Consider the following 22,581-nt stretch of genomic DNA (forward strand, 5'->3'; position numbering starts at 1 on the left):
CGGCATCGATGATCAGGGGCAAGGCGCCGAGGTTCTGACTCGCTGAAGCGCTGAAGGATAGAACGGTCGCCTGCCGCGGGGTCGCGCCCCGACCGGCTGGCGGCCGACCGATAGGAAACTGATTGATGGAAGTCTCACGCATCCGCGCGCTGCGCGGTCCGAACCTGTGGTGCCGCCACACCGCCATCGAAGCGATCGTCGCGTGCCCCGACGAAGCGGGCACGATCGAGGACCTGCCCGGTTTCGAGGAGCGCCTGCGCGCGCGCTTCCCCGACATCGGCCCGCTGCGGCCCGACGATGCGCACGGCGATGCGTCGCTGGCCCATGCGCTCGAATGCGCGACGCTGCGGCTGCAGGCGGCCGCCGGTTGCCCGGTGACCTTCAGCCGTACCTCGCCCACCGTCGAGCCCGGTACCTACCAGGTCGTGGTCCAGTACAGCGAGGAAGAGGTCGGACGCCTTGCGCTCGACCTGGCCCAGCAGCTGTGCATCGCCGCGCGCGACGACACGCCGTTCGACCTAGACCATGCGCTGTCCCGCCTGCGCGAACTGGACGAGGATGTACGGCTCGGGCCGAGCACCGGCTCGATCGTCCATGCGGCGGTCGCGCGAGGCATTCCCTATCGCCGCCTGACGCAGGGCAGCATGGTGCAATTCGGCTGGGGCAGCCGCCAGCGGCGCATCCAGGCCGCGGAAACCGATATGACCAGTGCGGTTGCCGAATCGATCGCCCAGGACAAGGAGCTGACCAAGAGCCTGCTGCATGCGGCCGGCGTGCCGGTGCCGCTGGGCCGCTCGGTCAGCAGCGCCGAAGAGGCATGGGAAGTGGCGCAGGAAATCGACGCGCCGGTGGTGGTCAAGCCGCGCGACGGCAACCAGGGCAAGGGCGTGGCGGTGCGCATCCGCACGCGCGAGGAAGTGATGGCGGCCTATGAGGTCGCGGCCGAGATCAGCAGCGACGTGATCGTCGAACGCTATATCCCCGGGCACGACTTCCGCCTGCTGGTGGTCGGCAACCAGCTGGTCGCCGCGGCCCGGCGCGATCCGCCGCAAGTGATCGGCGATGGCGTGCATACCGTGCGCCAGCTGGTCGACGAGGTCAATCGCGACCCGCGCCGCGGCGAAGGCCATGCGACCTCGCTGACCAAGATCCGCTTCGACGATATCGCGCTGGCCACGCTCGCCAAGCAGGGCCTGACCGCGGAATCGGTGCCGCCCAAGGGCACGCGCGTGATCCTGCGCAACAACGCGAATCTGTCGACCGGCGGCACCGCCACCGACGTCACCGACGACGTGCATCCCGAGATGGCGGCGCGCGCGGTGGCCGCGGCGCAGATGGTCGGCCTCGATATCTGCGGCGTCGACGCGGTCTGCGAAACCGTGCTGAAGCCGTTCGAGGAACAGGCCGGCGGCATCGTCGAGGTCAATGCCGCGCCGGGCCTGCGCATGCATCTGCAGCCCTCGTACGGCAAGGGCCGCGCGGTCGGCGAGGCGATCATCTCGACGATGTTCGCCGACGGCGACGACGGCCGCATTCCGGTCGTCGCGGTGTCGGGCACCAACGGCAAGACCACCACGGTCCGGCTGATCACCCACCTGCTGGCCGGCAGCGGCCTGCGCATGGGCATGACCGGCACCGACGGCGTCTATATCAACGGCCAGCGTATCGACACCGGCGACTGCAGCGGCCCGCGCAGCGCGCGCAATGTGCTGATGCACCCCGACGTCGACGCGGCCGTGTTCGAGACCGCGCGCGGCGGTCTGCTGCGCGAAGGGCTGGCGTTCGACCGCTGCGACGTCGCGGTGGTGACCAACGTCGGCGAAGGCGACCACCTCGGCCTGTCCTATATCAGCACGGTCGAAGATCTGGCGGTGCTCAAGAGCGTGATCGTGCAGAACGTCTCGCCGCAAGGCATGGCCGTGCTGAACGCGGCCGATCCGATGGTTGCGCGCATGGCGGACGCCTGCCCGGGCGCGGTGACGTTCTTCGCCCGCGATGCCGAGCACCCGGTGCTGGCCACGCATCGCGCGCAGGGCAAGCGCGTGGTGTTCACCGACGGCGGCGACCTGGTCGCGGCAGAGGGCGATACCCAGGTACGGATCGCGCTGAAGGACATTCCGCTGACGCGCGGCGGCAGCATCGGCTTCCAGGTCGAGAACGCGATGTCGGCGACCGCGGCGGCATGGGCGCTGGGCATCGACTGGTCGGTGATCCGCCGCGGCCTGGCGACCTTCGTCAGCGACGCGGCCAGCGCGCCGGGACGCTTCAATCTGTTCGACTATCGCGGTGCGACGCTGATCGCCGACTACGGCCACAATCCGGACGCCATCCAGGCGCTGTGCAATGCGATAGAGACGATGCCCTCGCGGCGCCGCATGGTGGTGATCAGCGGCGCCGGCGACCGCCGCGACGAGGACATCCGCCGCCAGACGCAGATCCTGGGCGGCGTGTTCGACGACGTGGTGCTGTACCAGGACCAGTGCCAGCGCGGACGCGAAGATGGCGAGGTGCTGGCGCTGCTGCGCGAGGGCCTGCAGGGTGCCACGCGGGCCAGCGCGGTCGACGAGATCCGCGGCGAGTTCCTCGCCATCGATACCGCGCTGGGCCGCCTGCAGCCGGGCGACCTGTGCCTGATCCTGGTCGATCAGGTCGAGGAAGCGCTGGACCACATCGCCAGGCGGATCGCGGAAGGTTGAGGCGAGCGGGCGCCGGCAGGAGTGCCGGCGCCCGCTTCGCTATCGGCGGCTCAATGCCGCCCCGGCAACGACAGCCGGCGCTCCAGCAGCCGTTGCACGAACGACAGCAGCGTGCTCAATACCCAGTAGATCGCCGCCGCCGCCAGATAGAGCGGCAGCGGCTGATAGGTCGCCGCGATCAGTTCCTGCGTGGTGCGCAGCAGTTCGGTGACCGTGATCACCGACACCAGCGAGGTGTCCTTGATCAGGCTGATCAGGCTGTTCGACAGGCTCGGCACCGCGATGCGCAGCGCCTGCGGACCCACCACGTAGCGCAGCGTCTGCGCCGGCGTCAGCCCGAGGCTGTAGGCCGCCAGCCATTGCCCGCGCGAGATGCCGAGGATCGCGCCGCGCATGCTCTCCGACAGATAGGCGCCGACATTCAGGCTCAGCGTCAGCACGCCGGCGGGCGTGGGCTCCATCGTGATGCCAATGCCCGGCAGGCCGTAATACACCACGAAGATCTGCACCAGCAGCGGCGTGCCGCGCATCACGCTGACATAGACGCGCGCGATCGCCCTGAGCACGCGGTTATGGCCGATCCCCATCAGCGCGACCACCAGGCCGATCACCAGCCCGAAAGCCATCGACCACAGCGCGAACTTGATGGTCAGCACCATGCCTTGCAGCAGCACGGGCAGCGAATCGATTACCAGTTGAAGGGATGGCATGGCAGGCGGGGAATGTAGGCGGGGTGGAGGCGCTGATGACCGCGCAAAGTCGGAATCATAAAGGGGTGCCCCAAAAAACAAAACGGCAGTGCGATTGCACTGCCGTCTGTCATTGGGCGCTGTCGCCCGGCCGGACCAGGCTTACTTGACCGGCTTGGTCACGTCCGCGCCGAACCACTTGTTCGACAGCTTGGTCAGCGTGCCGTCCTTGCGCAGATCGTCCAGCGCGCGGTCGAGTGCCTGTGCGAACTTCGGATTGTCCTTGCGGAACGGGATCGCGACCTCGGTATCGCCGCCCTTCACCACCGCGCCGGCGCGCAGCGGCAGATTCGACGTCTTGATCAGGTAGTTGACCATCAGCCGGTCGTTCAGCGCGGCATCGACACGTTGCGCGGCCAGGTCGCGCAGATACTCGGGCGCGCCCGGATAGGTCTTGACGTCGATGCCCGCCACCGACTTGGCCAGCTCGTTGTAGTTGCTGCCCAGGCTGACGCCCAGCCGCTTGCCCTTCAGGTCTTCCAGCGACTTGAACTCGCGCTTGTCGTCCTTGCGCTGGATCAGCTGCGCGGCCGAGAAGACGTAGGGCTTCGAGAAGTCCAGCACCTGCTTGCGCTGCGGCGTCACGTTGACCTGATTGACGATCACGTCGAACTTGCCCGCCTGCAGCCCGGCGATGATGCCGCTCCATTCGGTGGTGACGAACTCGGGCTTGACGCCCAGCTTGGCCGCAACGGCGCGCGCGACATCGACGTCGAAGCCTTCGAGCTGGTTGTTGGCGCCGCGATAGCCGAACGGCGGATAGGTGCCCTCCAGGCCGATCTTCAGTACGCCTGCCTGCTTGACGTTGTCGAGCAGATCGGCGGCATGGGCGCCGGCCATTGTCAGGGCCAGCAGCGGCGCCGCGATCAGCGGGCGGATCCAGCCAGCGGGAAACCAGGTCATCGAGTTCTCCAATCGAAGTTGATGGACGGCATGATAGTGCATGGGCCTGACGGCGCCTCGGCAGCGTTTCAGCAGCGTTTCGGCACCGCCTCCGTACCGGCACAGACTAAGTCAATCGCTATCAAATCAAAAATAACAATTCATAATGGCTATATAACGGGCAGTCCAGGCGGCGTTCGGTTCGCATTGACAGCCCGCATCGGCCTGCACCATCATCGAAACGCCCTTCCGGCCTCCAGCCACCGGCCCCTGCCGCCATCGCCATGTTCGTCCTGATCCTGCTGCTGCTGATCCTGATCAGCGCCTTCTTCTCGATCTCCGAGATCGCCCTGACCGCCGCTCGCCGCACCAAGCTGCAGACGCTGTCGGAGCGCGGCGACCGGCGCGCGACCAAGGTGATGCTGCTCAAGGAGGAACCGGGCAACTTCTTCACCATCGTGCAGATCGGCGTCAATACCGTCGCGATCCTGGCGGGCGTACTGGGCGAGAAGCATCTGTCCGACGTTGCCTTCGCGCTGCTGTCGCCCCACTTCAGCGACACGATCGCGCAGCGCATCGCCAATATCGGCTCCTTCCTGCTGGTCACGCTGCTGTTCATCCAGTTCGCCGACCTGATCCCGAAGCGGATCGCGATGAGCTTCCCCGAGGCCTGCGCGCTGGCGGTGATCGGGCCGATGCTGTGGCTGCTGAAGGTGCTCAAGCCGCTGGTCTGGCTGTTCAATGCCGCCGCCGATGCCGCGCTGCGGCTGCTGGGCCTGCCCACCAAGGCGGTCGAGCAGATCACGTCGGAAGACATCGCCGCGATGGTCGATGCCGGCGCCGAGGCCGGCGTGCTGCTCAAGCACGAGATCCACCTGATCGAGAACGTGTTCGAGCTCGATTCGAAGAGCGTCACGGCGATCATGACGCCGCGCGACGAGGTGGTCTACCTCGCGCTGGACGAGAGCGCCGACAGCCTGCGGCGCAAGCTGGTCAAGTACCCGCACGCGCAATATCCGGTCTGCGACCACGATCTGGACGACGTGCAGGGCTTCGTCGAATCGCAGGACATCCTGCGCTCGATGCTGGCCGACGAAGCCGATTCCGCGATCGCCAATCTGGCCCGGCACTACGACAAGAACGTGCTGGTGATTCCCGACACGCTGACGCTGTCCGAGGCGATGACGCGCTTTCGCGAGATGCACCAGAGCTTCGCGGTGGTGATGAACGAATACGGGCTGGTCGTCGGCATCGTCACGCTCGACGATATCGTCGGCGCGCTGATGGGCGACATCCTGTATTCGTCGGAGGACGAGCAGATCGTGCGGCGCGACGAGGACTCGTGGCTGGTCGACGGGGTGACGCCGCTGGTCGATCTGAAGAAGGCACTGGACCTGGACGCGCTGCCGGCCGAGGACTATGTCGACACCGCGGCCGGGCTGGTGATCTATACCCTGAAACGCATCCCGAAGAAGTCGGAATTCATCGAGACCGCGGGCTATCGCTTCGAGGTGCTCGACATCGACCACCACAAGATCGACCAGTTGCTGGTATCGCGGCTGCCGGCCGGCCGCGGCGGCGGCGGCGGTGCCGCCAAGCCGGCGCAGGCATCGCCGCCGTCCGTGGCACCGCCGGCCGCTGCGCCGGCGGATCCAGCCGCGCCGGGCTCCATCCCTGCTCCCGCCCCGGCTCCGGCGCAACGGGCACGGCCTTAGCGGCATCGCGGTAGCGCTCCACGTTGTGGGGCAGATGATAGACGGCGACCCACGCACCCATCGCGAGCGCCGCGGCGGCGGCCACGCCGGCCAGGGGCGCCGCCGAGAGCCTGGCCGGCACATGCAGTGTCAGATAGGCGGTCGCCAGCATCACGATCCAGGCCATGCCCAGCGCGTAGCCGGCCACCACGTCGGACAGCCAGTGCATGCCCAGATAGAGCCGCGACAGGCCGATGGCGACCACCACGGTCGCGATCACCGCCAGCACCGGAATGCGCACGCGCCACGGCTGCCGCACGCACAGCAGAAAGGCCAGGAAGCCGTAGGTCACCATGCTGCTGGTCGCGTGCCCGCTCGGAAACGAGAACGACTCCACGCCGCCGTAGATGCTGGCCGGCCGCGCGCGCGCGAGGCCGTACTTGAGCACCAGCACGCAGGCTCGCGCGCCAATCAGCGCGATGGTCCAATAGACGGCCGCCGCCCACGCCCGGCGCCACGCCAGCCAGCCGAACACCGCGATCCCGATCGCCACCGAAATGCGCGCGCCGCCGAATTCCGTGATTGCGGTCATCGCGACATCGAGCCAGTCCTGCCGGCCCTGCTGCAGCCATGCGAACACCGCCTGGTCGACGCGTACCAGCGGCGTTTCCGCGGCGACCGCCAACGCGAGCCAGATCAGCAGGCCCCCGCTGGCCAGCAGCACCGCCGCCGCGATCGCCACCAGCAGGATTTCGGCGACCTCGCGCTCCAGCAGCTTCAGCACGCGCGGCCAGCGGTCGCCCGCCCGCGCGTGCAGCGCATCGTGTGCGACGCGGCGCAGCGAATCGAGCAGCCGCACCGCCGGATGGATCAGCACCAGCGCGATGCGAACGAGGCAAAGCCCCAGTACCGCCAGCACGACGAACAGCAGCAGGCCGCCGATCAGCAGGCCGGGCGTGGGTTGCTCGAAGCGCAGCCAGGCAGGCCACTCGGCGATCAGCTCGTCCATCGTGTCCTCGAACCGATCAATCCCGACCTCAAACTCATCTTCAATAGCAGCATGGGCAGATTCCGTGTATTCGTATTCGACCGCGGCAACGACCGTGTCGTCCGGGCCGGATAAAACGATCGCGTCAGCCCGCATGATAGAACGCGGCTCCGGGCAGATCGCGGCCGCGCGGCCATGGCATCGCAATGACGACGCGCTCGCGCTGCAATCCCGCTGCAATCCCGCTGAACTCACGCTTGAAAATTTTGCAGTGGCCGCCCCGGCACGAAGCCGTTAGGCTATGCAGCGAGCGCGACGAGGAGAAAACCCCGATGCCACGCGACGATACCCCGCCCCTGCAGCATCTGCATCCCAAGCTGCGCCAGGTCAGCAACGGCAGCGAGCCGGTCAACCAGCTGCGCGCGCAATACTCGCAATGCGTGGTCACGCGCAAGCCCGCGCTGCCCGAACCGGCCGAGCGCCGGCTGACGATCGAGCAGCAGGAACGCGACCGCTTTGCCGCCGGCCTCAGCGACTACAGCTGTCTGACGGTGCACCGGGGCCGCGTGACCCGGCCGAAGCAGCAGGCCATGCCGGTGGCCGACGACGTCTTCATCAACGTGGTTGTCGAAACCGAGCCGCGCGAGCCCGGCGCGCCCGACGATACCGAGCACGTGCTGCGCGCCATCGATCGCATGCTGGCCGAGGCGGGCCACCGGCGCCGTCCCGGCCAGCAGCCCGCCACGCCGCTGCTGCACCGGCGCAATTTCATCGCGGCCACCGTGCCGATCTCCACGTTGCGCGCGCTGGCGGCGCTCGACGGCGTGCGCTACGTGCATCGCAGCGAGACGCTGTCGCTGCGGCTGCCCCGCCCCGATCGCGTACCGGCGGCAGCGGCGGCGGCGCTCGAACCGACGCCGCGGCGCGTCGCGGTCGACGGCCAGACGCAGAACGGCGCCGGCGTGCTGATCGGCATCATCGACGTGGGCGGCTTCGATTTCTCCCATCCGGATTTCCTCGATGCCGACGGCAATACCCGCTTCGTCTCGATCTGGGACCAGGGCGGCGATTTCCGGCCGCCGCCGCGAGCCTTCGGCTATGGTGCCGAACTGACGCGCGAGCGCCTGAACGCGGCGCTGCAGGCCGCGCGCAACGGCGGCCCGCCCGCCACCGAGCTGGAACGCCAATCGCAGCAGGAGCCGGGCTCGCATGCGACTCATGTGGCCAGCATCGCGGCGGGCAACCAGGGCCTGTGTCCCGGCGCGCTGATCGCCGGCGTGCTGATCAGCGTCGAGCCGCCCGGCGACGACTATGCCGCGCGCCGCTGGACCTTCAGCGATGCCTCGCGCATCGTCCATGCGGTCGAATATCTGCTGGCGGTGGCCGAACGCGAGGGCCTGGCGCTGTCGATCAATATCAGCCTGGGCACCAACGGCGGCTCGCACGACGGCGCCAACGGCACCTGCCGCTGGCTCGACGCCTTCCTGGCCACGCCGGGCCGCGCGATCTCGATCGCGGCCGGCAACGCCGGACAGGAGCGGCCCACCGACGAGGACCGCTTCGGCTGGATCATGGGCCGCATCCACACCAGCGGCAAGATTGCGGCCAAGGGCCTGACGGTCGAGCTCGAATGGATCGTGGTCGGCGACGGCATCGCCGATCTGTCGGAAAACGAACTGGAGATCTGGTACGGGGCGCAGGACCGCTTGACGGTTTCGGTGCAGCCGCCCGGCTCGGCCGACTGGTACGAGGTCGCGCCGAAGCAATACATCGAGAACCGGCGGCTGCCCGACGGCACCGTGCTGTCGGTCTACAACGAGCTCTACCATCCGTCCAACGGCGACAACTACATCGGCGTCTACCTGTCGCCCTTCCTCGATGCGCGCGCCTATACGCCGATCACCGCCGGCGTCTGGAAGGTACGGCTGCACGGCGACGAGATCCGCGACGGCAGCTTCCATGCGTGGATCGAGCGCGACGATCCGATGGAACTGCAGCGCCGGCGCGAACTGGCGGCCTACCGCTTCCCATCGTTCTTCGCGGAGGCGACCAACGTCGATTCGCATTCGATCAATTCGCTGGCCTGCGCGCATTGGGTGATCGGTGTGGCCAACGCCGACACCGAGCAGGCGCGCGTGCATATCTCGAGCAGCCAGGGGCCGACGCGCGACGGCCGCAACAAGCCCGACGTCTGCGCGCCCGGCACCGGCATCGTCGCCGCCAACGGCTTCGTCGACGATGGCGGCTGGGTCGCGATGACCGGCACCAGCATGGCCAGTCCCTACGTGTGCGGCGTGATCGGCCTGATGCTGGCCGCCAGGCCGACGCTGACGGCGGCGCAGTGCCAGGGCATCCTGCGGCGCACCGCGCGGCCGCTGCCCTCGCACGACTACGCCTGGCGCAACGACGCGGGCTACGGCCTGATCGATCCGGTCGCCGCGATCGAGGAGGCGCGCGCGTTCGACGAGCGCCGCGAGCGGCGCGATCCACCGGCGCGGAGGCGCGCATGAAGATCCGCCTGTTCCAGTCCTATCAGGGCGACTGCCTGCTGATCGAGGCAGCGTCGGGCCACCGCATGCTGTGCGACGGCGGCACCGGCGCGGCGATGCGCGATTTCGTCGCGCCGTCGCTGGAGCGGCTCGCGCGCGACGGCGCCATGCTCGATCTGGTCTACGTCTCGCATATCGACGACGATCATCTGGGCGGCGTGCTGGCAATGCTCGAGGCCGCGCTCCAGTGGAAGGTCTACGACTACCATGCCGAGCGGGGCGATCCGCCCGCCAAACCGGATGCTCGCCGCGTGCCGCGCATTGGCGCGCTGTGGCACAACGCCTTCCACGATCAGATCGGCGCCAACGCCGGACCGATCCATACGCTGCTCGCCGCAAATGCGCGGGCGCTGCGGGCTAGCCATGTCGAGCCGCTGGAGCTGCTGGGCCGCGAATACGCGCGCATAGCCAATTCGGTGCCGCAGGCGCTGCGGGTATCCCGTCTGGTCAAGGCCGATCTGCTCGATATTCCGTTGAACACGCGATTGGGCGACGCCGCCGAGGCCGGCGTGGCGCCGGCCGGCGCTTCCGCCGGCAAGCTGATCGTCGCCCGGCCGGACGCCCCGGTGCAGTCGCTGGGCTCGCTGCGCATTCGTGTACTGGGCCCTACCGCGGCGGAACTGAAGCGGCTGCGCGAAGGCTGGAACAACTGGCTGCGCGATCCCGCCAATCGGCTGCGCGCGCAGGCCATCCGCGACCGCTATGCCAACGGACTGCTGGCGATGGCGGGCGGCCGGGCCGACGATCCGTTCGACCTGCGCGAATGGGAGGGCACGCCGTCTTACCGCGGTGTCACCACGCCGAACATCGCGTCGCTGATCCTGCTGGTCGAAGAGGAAGGCCATCGCGTACTGCTGACCGGCGACGCGCATCCGGACATGATCCTCGCCGGGCTCAAGCAGGCCGAACTGCTGCGCGACGGCGCGCTGCACGTCGATGTGCTGAAGGTCCAGCACCACGGCTCCGAGCACAATATGTCGCCGGCCTTCTGCCGCGCGGTGTCGGCCGATCATTACCTGTTCTGCGGCAACGGCGCGCATACCAATCCGGAGCTGACCGTGCTCGATGCCTTGCTGGCCGCGCGCGTCGGCCCCGCCGGGCAGCGGGCACGCGCACCGGAAGCCGAATCGCGGCCGTTCACGTTCTGGTTCAATACCACCGCCGCCGCGCAGACCCAGCAACGTCATATCGCCCACATGGAGCAGGTCCAGCGCTGGGCCGATGCGGCGCTGCGCAAGCATGGTCCCCGGCTGCGGGTGCGCTTCGTCGACGGCGCCTACGCCAGCCTGACGCTGCGCTGAGCACGGGCATCGCCGTGGCCATGCGGGGAGGCGATCCCGCCGGCTATTTGAGCGCGTGCTCGAAGGCGACCGCCGGCGCGGACAGGCGCCGGCCCAGCTGGGCGGCCAGTTCCTGCGCGGCCTCGGCAAAGCGCTCGCGCAGCTGCTCGGCCAGGCTCGGAATGCCGCGATGGCTGGCGCGCAGCATCTGGATCTCGAAGGCCATCGCCGGCTGGATCTCGTGCAGCGAGACGGCGTGCGGATCGCTGCCCAGCGCGGTGTACTGATCGAGCAGCGCCACGCCCAGCCCACCCTCGACCAGCTTGCGCGCCAGCGAGTAGGTCTGCACCTCCAGCGTCGAGCGCGGCTCCAGCGCATTGCGCGCCAGCAGCTGGCGCACCATCAGGCCGAGCGAGCTGTGGTCGTCGTAGCCGATGAAGGCGCGGTCCATCAGCCTGGCCATCGGCAGCGGCGTGCGCCGCGCCGCCCCGGACAGCGGCTGGCCGCGCGGCACCGCCAGCAGCATGCGGCCTTCGGCCACCGTCTGCGCGGCGATCGCCTCGTGCGGCGGCGGCGCGAAGGCAAAACCGATATCGATCTGGTTGCGCAGCAGCCCCTGCACGATCTCGTCCGTATGGTGGGTCAGCACCTGCACCTGCGTGTCGGGGTGGCGCGCGCAGAAGCGCTGCAGCGCCGGCACCAGCAGCGGATCGGCCAGGCTCGGCGTGGCCGCCACGCGCAGCCGGCCGGCGCCCTTGTGGCGCAGGCTCTCGGATACCCGCCGCACGCGGTCGATCTCGCCATATAGCCGTTCGACATCGCCGTACAGCGCGGTGGCCTCCGGTGTCGGGCGCAGCCGGCCCTTCGCGCGGTCGAACAGCCGGAAGCCGAGCGAGGCCTCGGCATGCTGCAGCACGCGCGTGACCACCGGTTGCGAGACATGCAGCAGCCGTGCGGCCTCGCTGACGGTGCCGGTCAGCATCACGGCGCGGAAGACCTCGATTTGTCGCAGGCGCATGGCAATCCAGGGGGATCGGGCAAGGTATAGCCTAAAGACATATTCTGGCACGTCTTCGCATTGGGCAGGCCGGGCGCCCTGCTCTACCCTTGCGACATCGCAAACCGGTAGGGATGAATACGGCAATGAAGGTGGTGATCACCGGCGCCGGCGTGGTCGGCATGGCCACCGCCTGGCAACTGGCCAACGACGGCCATCAGGTCACGGTGCTGGAACGGCGCGACGGTCCGGGACTGGAGACCAGCTTTGCCAACGGCGGGCAGCTCAGCTACAGCTATGTCGCGCCGCTGGCCGGTCCCGGCGTGCTGGCCAAGGTGCCCGGCTGGCTGCTGCGCCGCGACGCGCCGCTGCGCTGGCGGCCGCGGCTGGACCCTGCCCAATGGCGCTGGCTCGCCGCCTTCGTCGGCGCCTGCAATGCCTCGCGCAGCGATGCGACCACGCGCAAGCTGCTGCGGCTCGCCTTCCATTCGCGCGACCGCATGCGTGCCTTCCTCGACCGCCACGACATCGACTTCGATTTTGCGCGGCGCGGCAAGCTGATCGTCCACCGCGACATGGCCAGCTTCGACGCGGCGCGCCGACTGCTGGATTACCAGGCGGGGCTCGGCAGCGAGCAGCACGCGCTGGACCGCGACGCCTGCGTCGCACTCGAGCCGGCGCTGGCCGGCATCCGCGACCAGATCGTCGGCGCCATCCATACCCCGAGCGAGGAAGTGGCCGATTGCCACCGCTTCTGCGTCGGACTGGCCGATCTGCTGCGCCAGCATCCCAATGTGTCGCTGCGCTTCGGCACCGCGGTACGCGCGATCGAGCGCCAGGGCGACGCCGCCCGCGGCGTGCATACCGACGCCGGCTTCGAGGCCGCCGACGCGGTGGTGCTGGCTGGCGGCATCGGCAGCGCGACGCTGCTGCGGCCGCTGGGGCTGCGTGCACCGCTGTGGCCGCTGAAGGGATACAGCATCACTGTGCCGGTCGGCACCGGCGCGCAGGCCCCGCACATCAGCGTCACGGACTTTGCCCGCAAGATCGTCTATGCCCGCATCGGCAACACGTTGCGCGTGGCCGGCATGGCGGACCTGACGCGGCCCGATACCCGGATCGACCAACGCCGGGCGGCGACGCTGCTGGACGAGACCCGCTCGGTCTTCGGCGGCATCGCCGGCGACCGTTCCTTGTCCGACCTGCAGCCCTGGGCCGGTCTGCGGCCCGCCACACCGACAGGTCTGCCCCTGATCGGACAGTCGCGACTGCGTCAGCTGTGGCTCAACATCGGGCACGGAGGACTGGGGTTTACGCTGGCAATGGGCAGCGCGAGCCTGCTGGCAGATATGATCGCGAAGCGGCCGCCCACGGTCGATCCCGCCGACTACAGCGCGACGCTGGCGTAGCGCGCCACTGCCCGCAGCACAGAGCAGCAGAGCGGAACGAGGGGCCGCCGCTTGCACGGCCCTTGCTAGCAGTACCACCCGATGTTGCGTTTCAACAAGAGCCGTTCCACAACCAAGGAGAGCCTGACCATGAAACTGCCTACCGCCACCCGCACTGCGCCACGACAGGCGCGCCGTTCGCTGCGGTCCGCCCTGGGTGCGCTGCTGACCGCCGCGCTCGCTTACGGTGCGTTCGGCACCATCGGCGCCGCTCATGCCCAGCAGAACGACACGCTGGCCAAGATCAAGCAGAACGGCGTGATCATCCTCGGCCATCGCGAATCGTCGATCCCGTTCTCCTATACCAATGGCCGCGAGGTCATGGGGTATTCGCACGAGATCATGATGGCGATCGTCGACAAGGTGAAGACGCAGCTGAACATGCCGAACCTGCAGGTGCGGATGATCCCGATCACCTCGCAGAACCGTATCTCGCTGATGCAGAACGGCACCATCGATCTGGAATGCGGCTCGACCACCAACAACCTCGAGCGCCAGAAGCAGGTCGGCTTCACCAACAGCCTGTTCGTCTACGGCATCCGCATGCTGGTGCGCAAGGACGCCGGCGTGAAGGACTTCGATGACCTGAAGGGCCGCAACGTCGTGACGACCGCCGGCACTACGGGTGAGCGCCTGCTGGTCAAGATGAACGGCGAGAAGGCGATGAACATGAACCTGACCGGCGCCAAGGACCACGGCCAGGCCTTCCTGATGCTCGAGTCGGGCCGCGCGGTCGCCTTCGTCATGGACGAGCCGCTGCTGTACGGCGAACTGACCAAGGCGAAGAATCCCGGCGAATGGACCGTCGCCGGCACGCCGCTGCAGACGGAGAACTACGCCTGCATGCTGCGCAAGGACGATCCGCAATTCAAGGCGCTTGCCGACGGCGTGATCGCCGACCTGATGAAGTCGGGCAAGGCCGAGCAGCTGTACAAGAAGTGGTTCCAGTCGCCGATCCCCCCGCGCGGCATCAACATGAACTACCCGCTGTCGGCGGAGATGAAGGAGCTGTTCGCGAACCCGAACGACAAGGCGTTCCAGTAAGCGTTTTGGGTCTCCGCAACAGGAAGTCCGCATCGGCGCTCAGGCGTCGATGCGGACTTTTCTCATTCTGCGCGCCCCTCCGGCCGAAACGTAAAGCGCGTGCATTTTTCAGAAGCTTCCGGGTTCACCGATCGGCAAGCTACGCAGGTCTCAACACGGTATCGCCGATCATGGTTCTGACCTACGACTCCTGCTACAAGCTGCTGTTCTCCACGCCCGACCTGGTGCGCGAACTGGTCACCGCATTCGTCGAGAACGACTGGCTGCGCAGCCTCGATTTTGAAACGCTGGAGAAAATTCCCCCGCAATACGTTGGCGACAACTTGCGCCAACGCGCCAATGATGTGGTCTGGCGCGTCCGCGCCGATGACGATCGGCTCTACCTCTACATGCCGATCGAATTCCAGAGCACTGTCGACCCTTGCATGGCAGTCCGTGTCATGGAATATATGGGACTGCTCTATCAGGACCTTGGCCGCCGCAAGAACGTGCTCGCGGATCGCAAGCTGCCGCCCGTTCTGCCGCTGGTGATGTACACCGGCAAGGCGCCGTGGACCGCCCCTACCGACATGGCTTCGATGGTCGTTGCCGCTCCGCGTTTGGCAGCAAGATTCCAGCCGCAACTCGCCTATCTGCTGATCGATACGAGCCAGTATCGGGATAGCGATCTGCAGGCGCTGAACAATCGCGTGGCCATGGTGATCCTGATCGAGCGCGGGGATCTGGATCGCCTGCCCGAACTGGTCGATCAACTGAACGAGATGATCGATGGCGACGTCGAACTGCACCGGATTTTTTCGATCTGGATGCGTCAACTACTCCATCGCCGGAGCGACGGGGTTTTGTTGCTACCGGAGGTGGTCAACCTGAAGGAGGTCAATATGAGCCTGGTGTTATCGCTAAATGAGTTGAGACAGAAAGGAGTTTTGCAAGGCAAGGTAGAGGGGGAAGCATACGTGCTGCAGAAGGTGCTGACACAGCGATTTGGCTCGTTGCCGCCGGACATTGCCTCCCGCATCGCGCGGGCCAATACCGAACAACTCGAACGCTGGGTGGATCGGCTGGACTCAGCCCAATGCCTCGACGACATCTTCAGTGACCACACTGAAGGACGGGTCGCCGCCTGATTCCCTGATCGATGGATTGAGCCAGCGCACCCAAACCCGAACAAGAAGCACCGCCCAAAACAAAAACCCCCGAAGGCACGCCTTCGGGGGTTTTGCACTACTGGCGGAGAGGGTGGGATTCGAACCCACGGTACCGTTGCCGGTACGCCTGATTTCGAGTCAGGTACATTCGACCACTCTGCCACCTCTCCTGAACTGGTCGCGTTGCGGCGAAACCGAGATTATAGAGAAGTCAAAAACAGACTGCAAGAGGGTCGGCGCGTTTTTGGCGTGGCTTCTTGCTGCTGCCCGGTTGGCCGGCCTCAGGCCTCCGGTTCCAGCCGCGTCAGGCCGCCCAGATACGGTTGCAGCGCGGTCGGCACCGTGACCGAACCGTCTGCGTTCTGATAGTTCTCGAGGATCGCCACCAGCGTGCGGCCGACCGCCAGGCCGGAGCCGTTCAGCGTGTGCACGAGCTCCGGCTTGCCTTGCCCGGCGCGGCAGCGTGCCTGCATGCGGCGCGCCTGGAAGTCGCCCATGTTCGAGCACGAGCTGATCTCGCGATAGGTGTTCTGCGCGGGGATCCACACTTCGAGGTCGTAGGTCTTGGTGCTGCCGAAGCCCATGTCGCCGGTGCACAGCACGATCGTGCGGAACGGCAGGTCGAGCTTCTTCAGGATCGCCTCGGCATGGCCGGTCAGTTGTTCCAGCGCGTCGAACGATGCCTCCGGGCGCACGATATGGACCAGCTCGACCTTGTCGAACTGATGCTGGCGGATCATGCCGCGCGTGTCCTTGCCGTACGAGCCGGCCTCGGAGCGGAAGCACGGCGTATGGGCGACGAAGCGCAGCGGCAATTCGTCAGCCGACGCGATGACGTCGCGCATCAGATTGGTCAGCGGCACCTCGGCGGTCGGGATCAGGTAGTAGTTCTCGGTCCGCTCGCCGCCGTCCGCGCCCTCGCCGCCCACCTGGCGCGGCACCTTGAACAGGTCGTCCTCGAACTTGGGCAGCTGGCCGGTACCACGCATCGACGCCGCATTGACGATGTACGGCACGTACATCTCGGTGTAGCCGTGTTCGAGCGTATGGGTATCGAGCATCAGCTGCACCAGCGCGCGATGCATGCGGGCGATGCCGCCGCGCAGTACCGCGAAGCGCGAGCCGGTGATCTTGGCCGCGCTCTCGAAATCGAGGCCAAGCCGCTCGCCGACGTCGACGTGGTCGCGCACCGGAAAGTCGAAGCTGCGCGGCGTGCCGACGCGGCGCACTTCGACGTTGTCGTTCTCGTCCTTGCCGACCGGCACGCTGTCGTGCGGCAGGTTCGGCAGCGACAGCATCAGCTGCTGCAGCTGGGCCTGGATGTCGTCGAGCCGCGCCGCCGATTCCTTCAGCGTGTCGCCGATGCCGCCGACCTCGGCCATCAGCGCCGACGCGTCCTCGCCCTTGCCCTTGGCCATGCCGATCTGCTTGGACAGCGTGTTGCGGCGGGCCTGCAGTTCCTCGGTGCGGGTCTGCAGTTGCTTGCGCTCGCTTTCGAGCGACTGGAAGGCGCCCAGGTCGAGTTGGAATCCGCGCGTGGCAAGGCGTTGTGCCACGGCGTCGGGGTCTTTGCGGAGCAGCTGGATGTCGAGCATGTTTGCGGGAAAAGCGTGCGGTCGGAGCGATCGGGAAGCGGCAGGCATGCCGCCGAACCGCACATTTTACTGCACCGCGGCAGGGCCTGGCCGCGATGCCGGCCCGCGGCGCCGCTAGCCGCGGCTAGCCGCCGCTATCGTCGGCCTTGCTCCCCTTGCCCGCCGGCTGGCTCTTCTGCCGGCGGTGCCAGGCCTCGTCCAGCTCGCGCAGATGGCGCAGCTTGTCGCCGATCTTGCCTTCGAGGCCGCGCGGCGTCGGCTGATACCAGCCCTGCGCCTTCAGGTCGTCGGGGAAATAGTGCTCACCGGCGGCATAGGCTTCGGGCTCGTCGTGCGCGTAGCGGTAGGCGTGGCCGTAGCCGAGCTCCTTCATCAGCCTGGTCGGCGCATTGCGCAGATGGACCGGCACGGCGCGCGACTTGTCCTTGGCGACGAAGGCGCGCGCGGCGTTGTAGGCGTTGTAGCCGGCGTTCGACTTGGGCGCGACCGCCAGGTAGATCAGCGCCTGCGCCAGCGCCAGCTCGCCCTCGGGCGAGCCCAGGCGCTCATAGGTCTCGGCCGCGTCCAGCGTCATCCGCGCCGCGCGGGGATCGGCCAGGCCGATGTCTTCCCATGCCATCCGCACGATGCGGCGCGCCAGATAGCGCGGGTCGGCGCCGCCGTCCAGCATGCGGCAGAACCAGTACAGCGCCGCGTCGGGGTCGGAGCCGCGCACCGACTTGTGCAGCGCGCTGATCTGGTCGTAGAACGCATCGCCGCCCTTGTCGAAGCGGCGCAGGTTCTCCGACAGCGCGCTGCCGAGCAGCGCCTTGTCGATCGTCTGCGCGCCGGCGGTACGCGCGGCCCGCGCGACGATCTCGATATTGTTCAGCAGCTTGCGGCCATCGCCGTCGGCGGACGACACGATCAGCTGCAGCGCCTCGTCGTCCCACGCCAGGCCGCCCAGCGCGTCGCTGGCGCGCAGGGCCAGCTGGCGCAGTTCGGCATCGTCCAGGCTCTTGAGCACATAGACCGCCGCCCGCGACAGCAACGCGCCATTGACCTCGAATGAAGGATTCTCGGTGGTCGCGCCGATGAAGGTGAACAGGCCGCTTTCCACATGCGGCAGGAAGGCGTCCTGCTGGCTCTTGTTGAAGCGATGGACCTCGTCGACGAACACCAGCGTGCGCCGCCCGTGGGCGCGGTATTGCTCGGCACGCTCGACCGCCTCGCGGATATCCTTGACGCCCGACAGCACCGCCGACAGCGCGATGAACTCGGCATCGAAGGCATCGGCCATCAGCCGCGCCAGCGTGGTCTTGCCGACGCCGGGCGGGCCCCACAGGATCATCGAATGCGGCTCGCCCGATTCGAAGGCCACGCGCAGCGGCTTGCCCGGGCCGAGCAGATGCTGCTGGCCAATGACCTCGTCGATATTGCGTGGGCGCAGCCGTTCGGCCAGCGGTTGGCGGGAAGCGTCGGAAGGTTCGGAAAACAGCGTGTCCGGCACGGTGGTCAAGGCTTGGGTTTCAGTGCGGGCGGTGCGCAGGTCGCGATGCTGGTGTCGGTGCACGTCTCGGTGCACGTCTTTCCGCAGGCCGCGCGGCCGGCCAAAGCGCCAGTGTAGTGCATCCGTACGCGGTGCCGCCCGGCGGGGATCGGGCTCGCCGCGCTAGCGCGGAAACGCCACCACGTCGTCGACCTCGACGCGGATGCCGATCCAGTCGCCGACGCCGTGGTCGTGGTGCGACGGCGCCAGCGACAGCACCCTGCCGCCGCTGGCCAGCCGCAGCGTGTAGAGAATCTCGGCGCCGCGGAAGGCCTTGTGCAGGATCTGCGCGCGCAGCGCGCTCGCATCGTCGTGCAGGATGTCGTCGGGGCGGATCAGCACGTCGACCTCGGCCACGCCGGGCGCCAAGGCGAGGCCGTCGCGGCTGTGCAGCGTGCCCAGTTCGCAGTCAAGTTGTCCCGGCGCGGTGACGCGGGCGGGCATCAACACGCCCTGCCCGATGAAATCGCCGACGAAGCGCGTGGCGGGCTTGTGATAGAGCTGATGCGCCGTGCCCCACTGCTCGATCGCACCGGCGTGCATCACGCCGATCTCGTCGGCCATCGCGAACGCTTCGAGCTGGTCGTGGGTCACCAGGATCGCGGTCGCGCCCTGGGCCTTCAGGATCGCGCGCACCTCCAGGCTCAGCCGCTCGCGCAGGTCCACGTCGAGATTGGAAAACGGCTCGTCGAGCAGCAGCAGCTCGGGCCGCGGCGCCAGCGCGCGGGCCAGCGCCACGCGCTGCTGCTGGCCGCCGGACAGCTCGTGCGGGAAGCGCGCGCCGGCGCCCGCCAGACCGACCAGCTCGAGCACTTCGGCGACACGCTCGCGCCGCGCCTGGCGGCTGTCACGATGCAGGCCGAAGGCGACGTTGTCGGCCACGCTCAGATGCGGAAACAGCGCGTAGTCCTGGAACACCATGCCGACGCGCCGCCGTTCAGGTGGGACCGACAGGCCCGGTGCCGATACCAGTTGCCCGTCCAGCACGATGCGCCCGGCACGCAACGGCTCGAAGCCCGCGATGGCCCGCAGCACGGTGGTCTTGCCGCAGCCGCTGGGACCGAGCAGGCAGCCGATGCTGCCGCGCGCCAGCGAGAACGACAGGTCGTCGATCACGATCTGGCTGTCGAAGCCGTGGCGGATGTGCTCGACCTCCAGCACCAGATCGGGCGGCACGCTGGCTGGGGCGGCAGCCGCGACGGCGCCGGGCCGGGGCGAAGCGGTGGGCGCGGCAGGCGCGGCGGGAGGCGCGGTGTCGAGATCGAAGGCGGACATGCGAATCATTATAAGTATCAGCAACGCGGGACCGGCGATTGTTAGAATGCCCGAGCCGCGCCGCCCGCGGCACTTTCTTCCCAGCCGATCGCCGCGCATGTCCCTGCTCCATCCCGCCCGATTGCCCGATCACGACCATGCCGGTGTGGCACGGCGTGGACGGCGGCCGGCGGCCATCCATCCGCTGTCGTTCGCGGCGGGCGTGGTGGCCCTGCTGATCGCGGTGCCGATCCTGGTGGTGGCGGCCAGCCTGCTGACGCCGAGCACCGAGACCTGGCATCACCTGGCCGACACGGTGCTGGCCGAATACGTCGCCAATACGCTGTGGCTGCTGGCCGGCGTCGCCGTCGGCGTGCTGCTGCTCGGCGTGCCGACCGCCTGGCTGGTCTGCACCTATCGCTTCCCGGGCCGCAGCCTGATGGAATGGGCGCTGGTGCTGCCGCTGGCGATGCCCGCCTACGTGATCGCCTACGCCTATACCGACGCGCTGCAGTTCGCCGGCCCGGTGCAGAGCTGGCTGCGCGCACTGACCGGCTGGGGCGCGCGCGACTACTGGTTTCCGGACGTACGGACACTGGGCGGCGCGATCGTGCTGTTCTCGCTGGTGCTCTACCCCTACGTCTACCTGACCGCCCGCGCCGCCTTCCTGCAGCAGACGCTGAACACGCTGGAGGCGGCCCGGCTGCTCGGCCACGGGCCTTGGCGCAGCCTGTTGCGCGTGGTGCTGCCGCTGGCGCGCCCCGGCATCGCGGCCGGCACCGCGCTGGCGCTGATGGAGACGCTGGCGGATTTCGGCACCGTCGCCTATTTCGCGATCCCGACCTTCTCGACGGGCATCTATCGCGCCTGGTTCTCGCTCGGCGACAAGAGCGCGGCGGCGCAGCTGTCGGCCTGCATGCTGGCCTTCGTGATCGCGATCCTGGTGGCCGAGCGGATCTCGCGCGGCAAGGCCCGCGTGCATGGCGGCCAACGCCGCGCGCAGACCTATCGGCTGACGGGCTGGCACGGCTGGGCCGCGCTGGCGGCGTGCGCGCTGCCGGTGCTGCTGGGCTTCCTGGTGCCGGCGCTGATGCTGTTCGAGATGGCCTTCACCGACGGCGACGCGCAGTTCGGCCCGCGCTTCATCGGCCTGGTCCGCAACAGCTTCCTGCTGGCCAGCGTTACCGCGCTGGCCGCGGTGCTGATCGCGCTGGCGATCGGCTATGCCGGACGGCTCGGCCGCGGCTGGCCAATGCGGGCGCTGCTGCGGGTCTGCGGCATGGGCTATGCGCTGCCCGGCTCCGTAATCGCGGTGGGCGTGCTGGTGCCGGTCGCGCGGCTCGACAATGCGATCGCCGGCTGGATCCAGCAACTGACCGGCGCGTCGCCCGGCCTGCTGCTGACCGGCGGCATTGCCGCGCTGGTCTACGCCTATCTGGTGCGCTTTCTCGGCGTCGCGCTGCAGACGGTCAACGCCGGACTGGCCAAGATCACGCCCAGCATGGACACCGCCGCGCGCAGCCTGGGCCACGGCCCCGCCGCGACGCTGCGCCGCGTGCATCTGCCGATGCTGCGCGGCAGCCTGCTGACCGCGGCGCTGATCGTCTTCGTCGACGTGATGAAGGAACTGCCGGCGACCTTCGTGATGCGCCCCTTCAATTTCGACACGTTGGCCGTGCAGGCCTACAACCTCGCCGCCGACGAGCGGCTGGCCGAGGCCGCCACCGCCTCGCTGGTGATCGTGCTGGTCGGGCTGATTCCGGTGATCGTGCTGTCGCGGCAGATCCGCCGCAGCGCGCAGGACTGAGCGAGCGGCGCGCGGGCCGTAGGCAGCGTGCCTGCATGGGGTTCAGGCGCGCCGGTCCGCTCTCCATGTCGAGCTAAAGCCCGCCGCGATTTCGCCGATATCCCGTGAATGCCAAGCTGGGCCGCGCAAGCCGGCCCGCTTTCCTCGAACTCGATGGGCGGGAGTCGTATGCAAATTCGTTACCGGATGCTGGTCTTCAAGATGTCGCGCCTGGCCAGCCAGAACAAGCTGACGGCAGTGCAGGAGATCGGCTTCGCCACCGAACTCGCCGAACTGGTGGTCAAGGAAGGCATCGCCGAGCGGGTGGTGCAGGAACTGTTCGACGATGATCATCCGCAGCTGCGCCGCATCGCCGTCAATGCGATCCGCCGCACCGGGCGCTTCGACGTGCCGGGCCTGCAGTCGGCGCTGCTGCGCAGGTTGTCCGATGCCGAGCCGTGGCTGCGCCACGATGCGGTCTGGGTCATGCAGGAAGCGGCGATGGACGGCGGGCTGGTGCGCGCGGGGCTGCGCCGGCTGGCGGGCACCGTGCAATTGCCGCAGGACGCGGTACGTGCGAAGTCCAATCCCGGGGATGCGCTGCTGCAGGCCCAGGTGCGCGCACGGCAGGCGCTCGATGCCTTGCTGAAGAAGGATGCGCAGGCCGCACTGGCGGCGCTGCGAGCCACGTTGGCGACGTTCGCCGCGCTGAATCAGGAGCCGTATGGCAGCGGCACGGTAGGCCAGATGAACCTGGCGCGGCGCGAACTGCAGCGCCGCATGGCCAGGCGGGCCTTGTCGAGCAGTACGCGGCTGACCTTCCGCCGCGTCGAGGGGCCGGACGGCAAGGCGGCCTTCGCGCAGACCGCGAGCACCACCAGGTCCGGCCAGACCAGTGACGACGCGGCCGGCGATCCGTCGTGAGGATCCGCGCCGGCCGCGC

The 22,581-nt window shown here is 68.2% G+C and carries 15 protein-coding genes, 1 tRNA gene and 1 pseudogene; 9 read left to right on the forward strand and 8 right to left on the reverse strand.

From position 1 onward, the window contains the following. Positions 1–125: 125 nt before the first annotated feature. Positions 126–2,696 carry a cyanophycin synthetase gene (gene cphA, locus F7Q96_RS04110; RefSeq protein ID WP_053821268.1) on the forward strand — a complete coding sequence of 857 codons (2,571 nt, stop codon included), beginning with the start codon at positions 126–128 and terminating at the stop codon, positions 2,694–2,696. 50 nt (positions 2,697–2,746) lie between these two features. Here the strand turns inward: cphA and F7Q96_RS04115 are convergent, their stop codons facing one another. Beyond that, a complete protein-coding gene (locus tag F7Q96_RS04115; RefSeq protein WP_006576846.1) occupies positions 2,747–3,406 on the reverse strand; it encodes an amino acid ABC transporter permease in 660 nt (219 codons plus the stop codon). A 141-nt stretch (positions 3,407–3,547) separates the two neighbouring features. Next, positions 3,548–4,285: a transporter substrate-binding domain-containing protein gene (locus tag F7Q96_RS04120; RefSeq protein ID WP_226994887.1), complete on the reverse strand. Its 738-nt coding sequence runs from the start codon at positions 4,283–4,285 to the stop codon at positions 3,548–3,550. Positions 4,286–4,611: 326 nt separating this feature from the next. On the opposite strand from F7Q96_RS04120, the gene F7Q96_RS04125 reads away from it, so the two are divergent. After that, entirely contained in the window at positions 4,612–6,042 is a 1,431-nt protein-coding gene (locus F7Q96_RS04125; RefSeq protein WP_082371407.1) for a polyamine export protein PaeA, read from the forward strand. Between the two features lie 148 nt (positions 6,043–6,190). Here F7Q96_RS04125 and F7Q96_RS27435 read toward each other — a convergent pair. Next, positions 6,191–7,165, reverse strand: a pseudogene (locus tag F7Q96_RS27435) (phosphatase PAP2 family protein); the annotation flags it as partial. A 176-nt stretch (positions 7,166–7,341) separates the two neighbouring features. Here F7Q96_RS27435 and F7Q96_RS04135 point away from each other — a divergent pair. Both F7Q96_RS04135 and F7Q96_RS04140 read left to right on the forward strand, forming a co-directional pair. After that, on the forward strand, positions 7,342–9,519 hold the full coding sequence (locus tag F7Q96_RS04135) for a S8 family serine peptidase (protein WP_053821265.1): 2,178 nt from the start codon (positions 7,342–7,344) through the stop codon (positions 9,517–9,519). Continuing rightward, positions 9,516–10,859: an MBL fold metallo-hydrolase gene (locus tag F7Q96_RS04140; RefSeq protein WP_151022160.1), complete on the forward strand. Its 1,344-nt coding sequence runs from the start codon at positions 9,516–9,518 to the stop codon at positions 10,857–10,859. The genes F7Q96_RS04135 and F7Q96_RS04140 overlap by 4 nt, the downstream gene beginning before the upstream one ends. Positions 10,860–10,902: 43 nt before the next feature. Here F7Q96_RS04140 and F7Q96_RS04145 read toward each other — a convergent pair whose 3' ends face one another. Next, positions 10,903–11,856: a LysR family transcriptional regulator gene (locus tag F7Q96_RS04145; protein WP_053821262.1), complete on the reverse strand. Its 954-nt coding sequence runs from the start codon at positions 11,854–11,856 to the stop codon at positions 10,903–10,905. 125 nt (positions 11,857–11,981) lie between these two features. On the opposite strand from F7Q96_RS04145, the gene F7Q96_RS04150 reads away from it, so the two are divergent. The 3 genes from F7Q96_RS04150 to F7Q96_RS04160 all read left to right on the forward strand — a co-directional run bounded on the left by F7Q96_RS04150 (position 11,982) and on the right by F7Q96_RS04160 (position 15,454). Next, on the forward strand, positions 11,982–13,244 hold the full coding sequence (locus F7Q96_RS04150) for a D-amino acid dehydrogenase (protein ID WP_053821261.1): 1,263 nt from the start codon (positions 11,982–11,984) through the stop codon (positions 13,242–13,244). A 129-nt stretch (positions 13,245–13,373) separates the two neighbouring features. Then, positions 13,374–14,327 carry a glutamate/aspartate ABC transporter substrate-binding protein gene (locus F7Q96_RS04155; protein WP_082371607.1) on the forward strand — a complete coding sequence of 318 codons (954 nt, stop codon included), beginning with the start codon at positions 13,374–13,376 and terminating at the stop codon, positions 14,325–14,327. 170 nt (positions 14,328–14,497) lie between these two features. Then, the gene (locus F7Q96_RS04160) at positions 14,498–15,454 is read left to right on the forward strand and encodes an Rpn family recombination-promoting nuclease/putative transposase (RefSeq protein ID WP_053821260.1); all 957 of its coding nucleotides are present in this window, start codon (positions 14,498–14,500) and stop codon (positions 15,452–15,454) included. A gap of 101 nt (positions 15,455–15,555) precedes the next feature. Here the strand turns inward: F7Q96_RS04160 and F7Q96_RS04165 are convergent. From F7Q96_RS04165 to F7Q96_RS04180, 4 genes are all read right to left on the reverse strand, one after another. Then, a tRNA-Ser gene (locus tag F7Q96_RS04165) sits at positions 15,556–15,645 on the reverse strand. Positions 15,646–15,756: 111 nt separating this feature from the next. Beyond that, positions 15,757–17,070 (reverse strand): serine--tRNA ligase, encoded by a 1,314-nt coding sequence (gene serS, locus F7Q96_RS04170; protein ID WP_053821259.1) that lies wholly within the window; start codon positions 17,068–17,070, stop codon positions 15,757–15,759. Between the two features lie 124 nt (positions 17,071–17,194). Continuing rightward, a complete protein-coding gene (locus F7Q96_RS04175; protein ID WP_053823012.1) occupies positions 17,195–18,559 on the reverse strand; it encodes a replication-associated recombination protein A in 1,365 nt (454 codons plus the stop codon). A gap of 162 nt (positions 18,560–18,721) precedes the next feature. After that, positions 18,722–19,762 (reverse strand): ABC transporter ATP-binding protein, encoded by a 1,041-nt coding sequence (locus F7Q96_RS04180; protein WP_390884816.1) that lies wholly within the window; start codon positions 19,760–19,762, stop codon positions 18,722–18,724. Between the two features lie 208 nt (positions 19,763–19,970). Between F7Q96_RS04180 and F7Q96_RS04185 the strand changes: the two genes are divergently transcribed. After that, positions 19,971–21,659 carry an ABC transporter permease gene (locus F7Q96_RS04185; protein WP_082371405.1) on the forward strand — a complete coding sequence of 563 codons (1,689 nt, stop codon included), beginning with the start codon at positions 19,971–19,973 and terminating at the stop codon, positions 21,657–21,659. Positions 21,660–21,827: 168 nt separating this feature from the next. Continuing rightward, a complete protein-coding gene (locus F7Q96_RS04190) occupies positions 21,828–22,562 on the forward strand; it encodes a hypothetical protein (protein WP_226994831.1) in 735 nt (244 codons plus the stop codon). Positions 22,563–22,581 lie beyond the last annotated feature (19 nt).

Origin of the sequence: Cupriavidus gilardii (assembly GCF_008801915.1) — a bacterium.
Lineage (GTDB): Bacteria > Pseudomonadota > Gammaproteobacteria > Burkholderiales > Burkholderiaceae > Cupriavidus > Cupriavidus gilardii.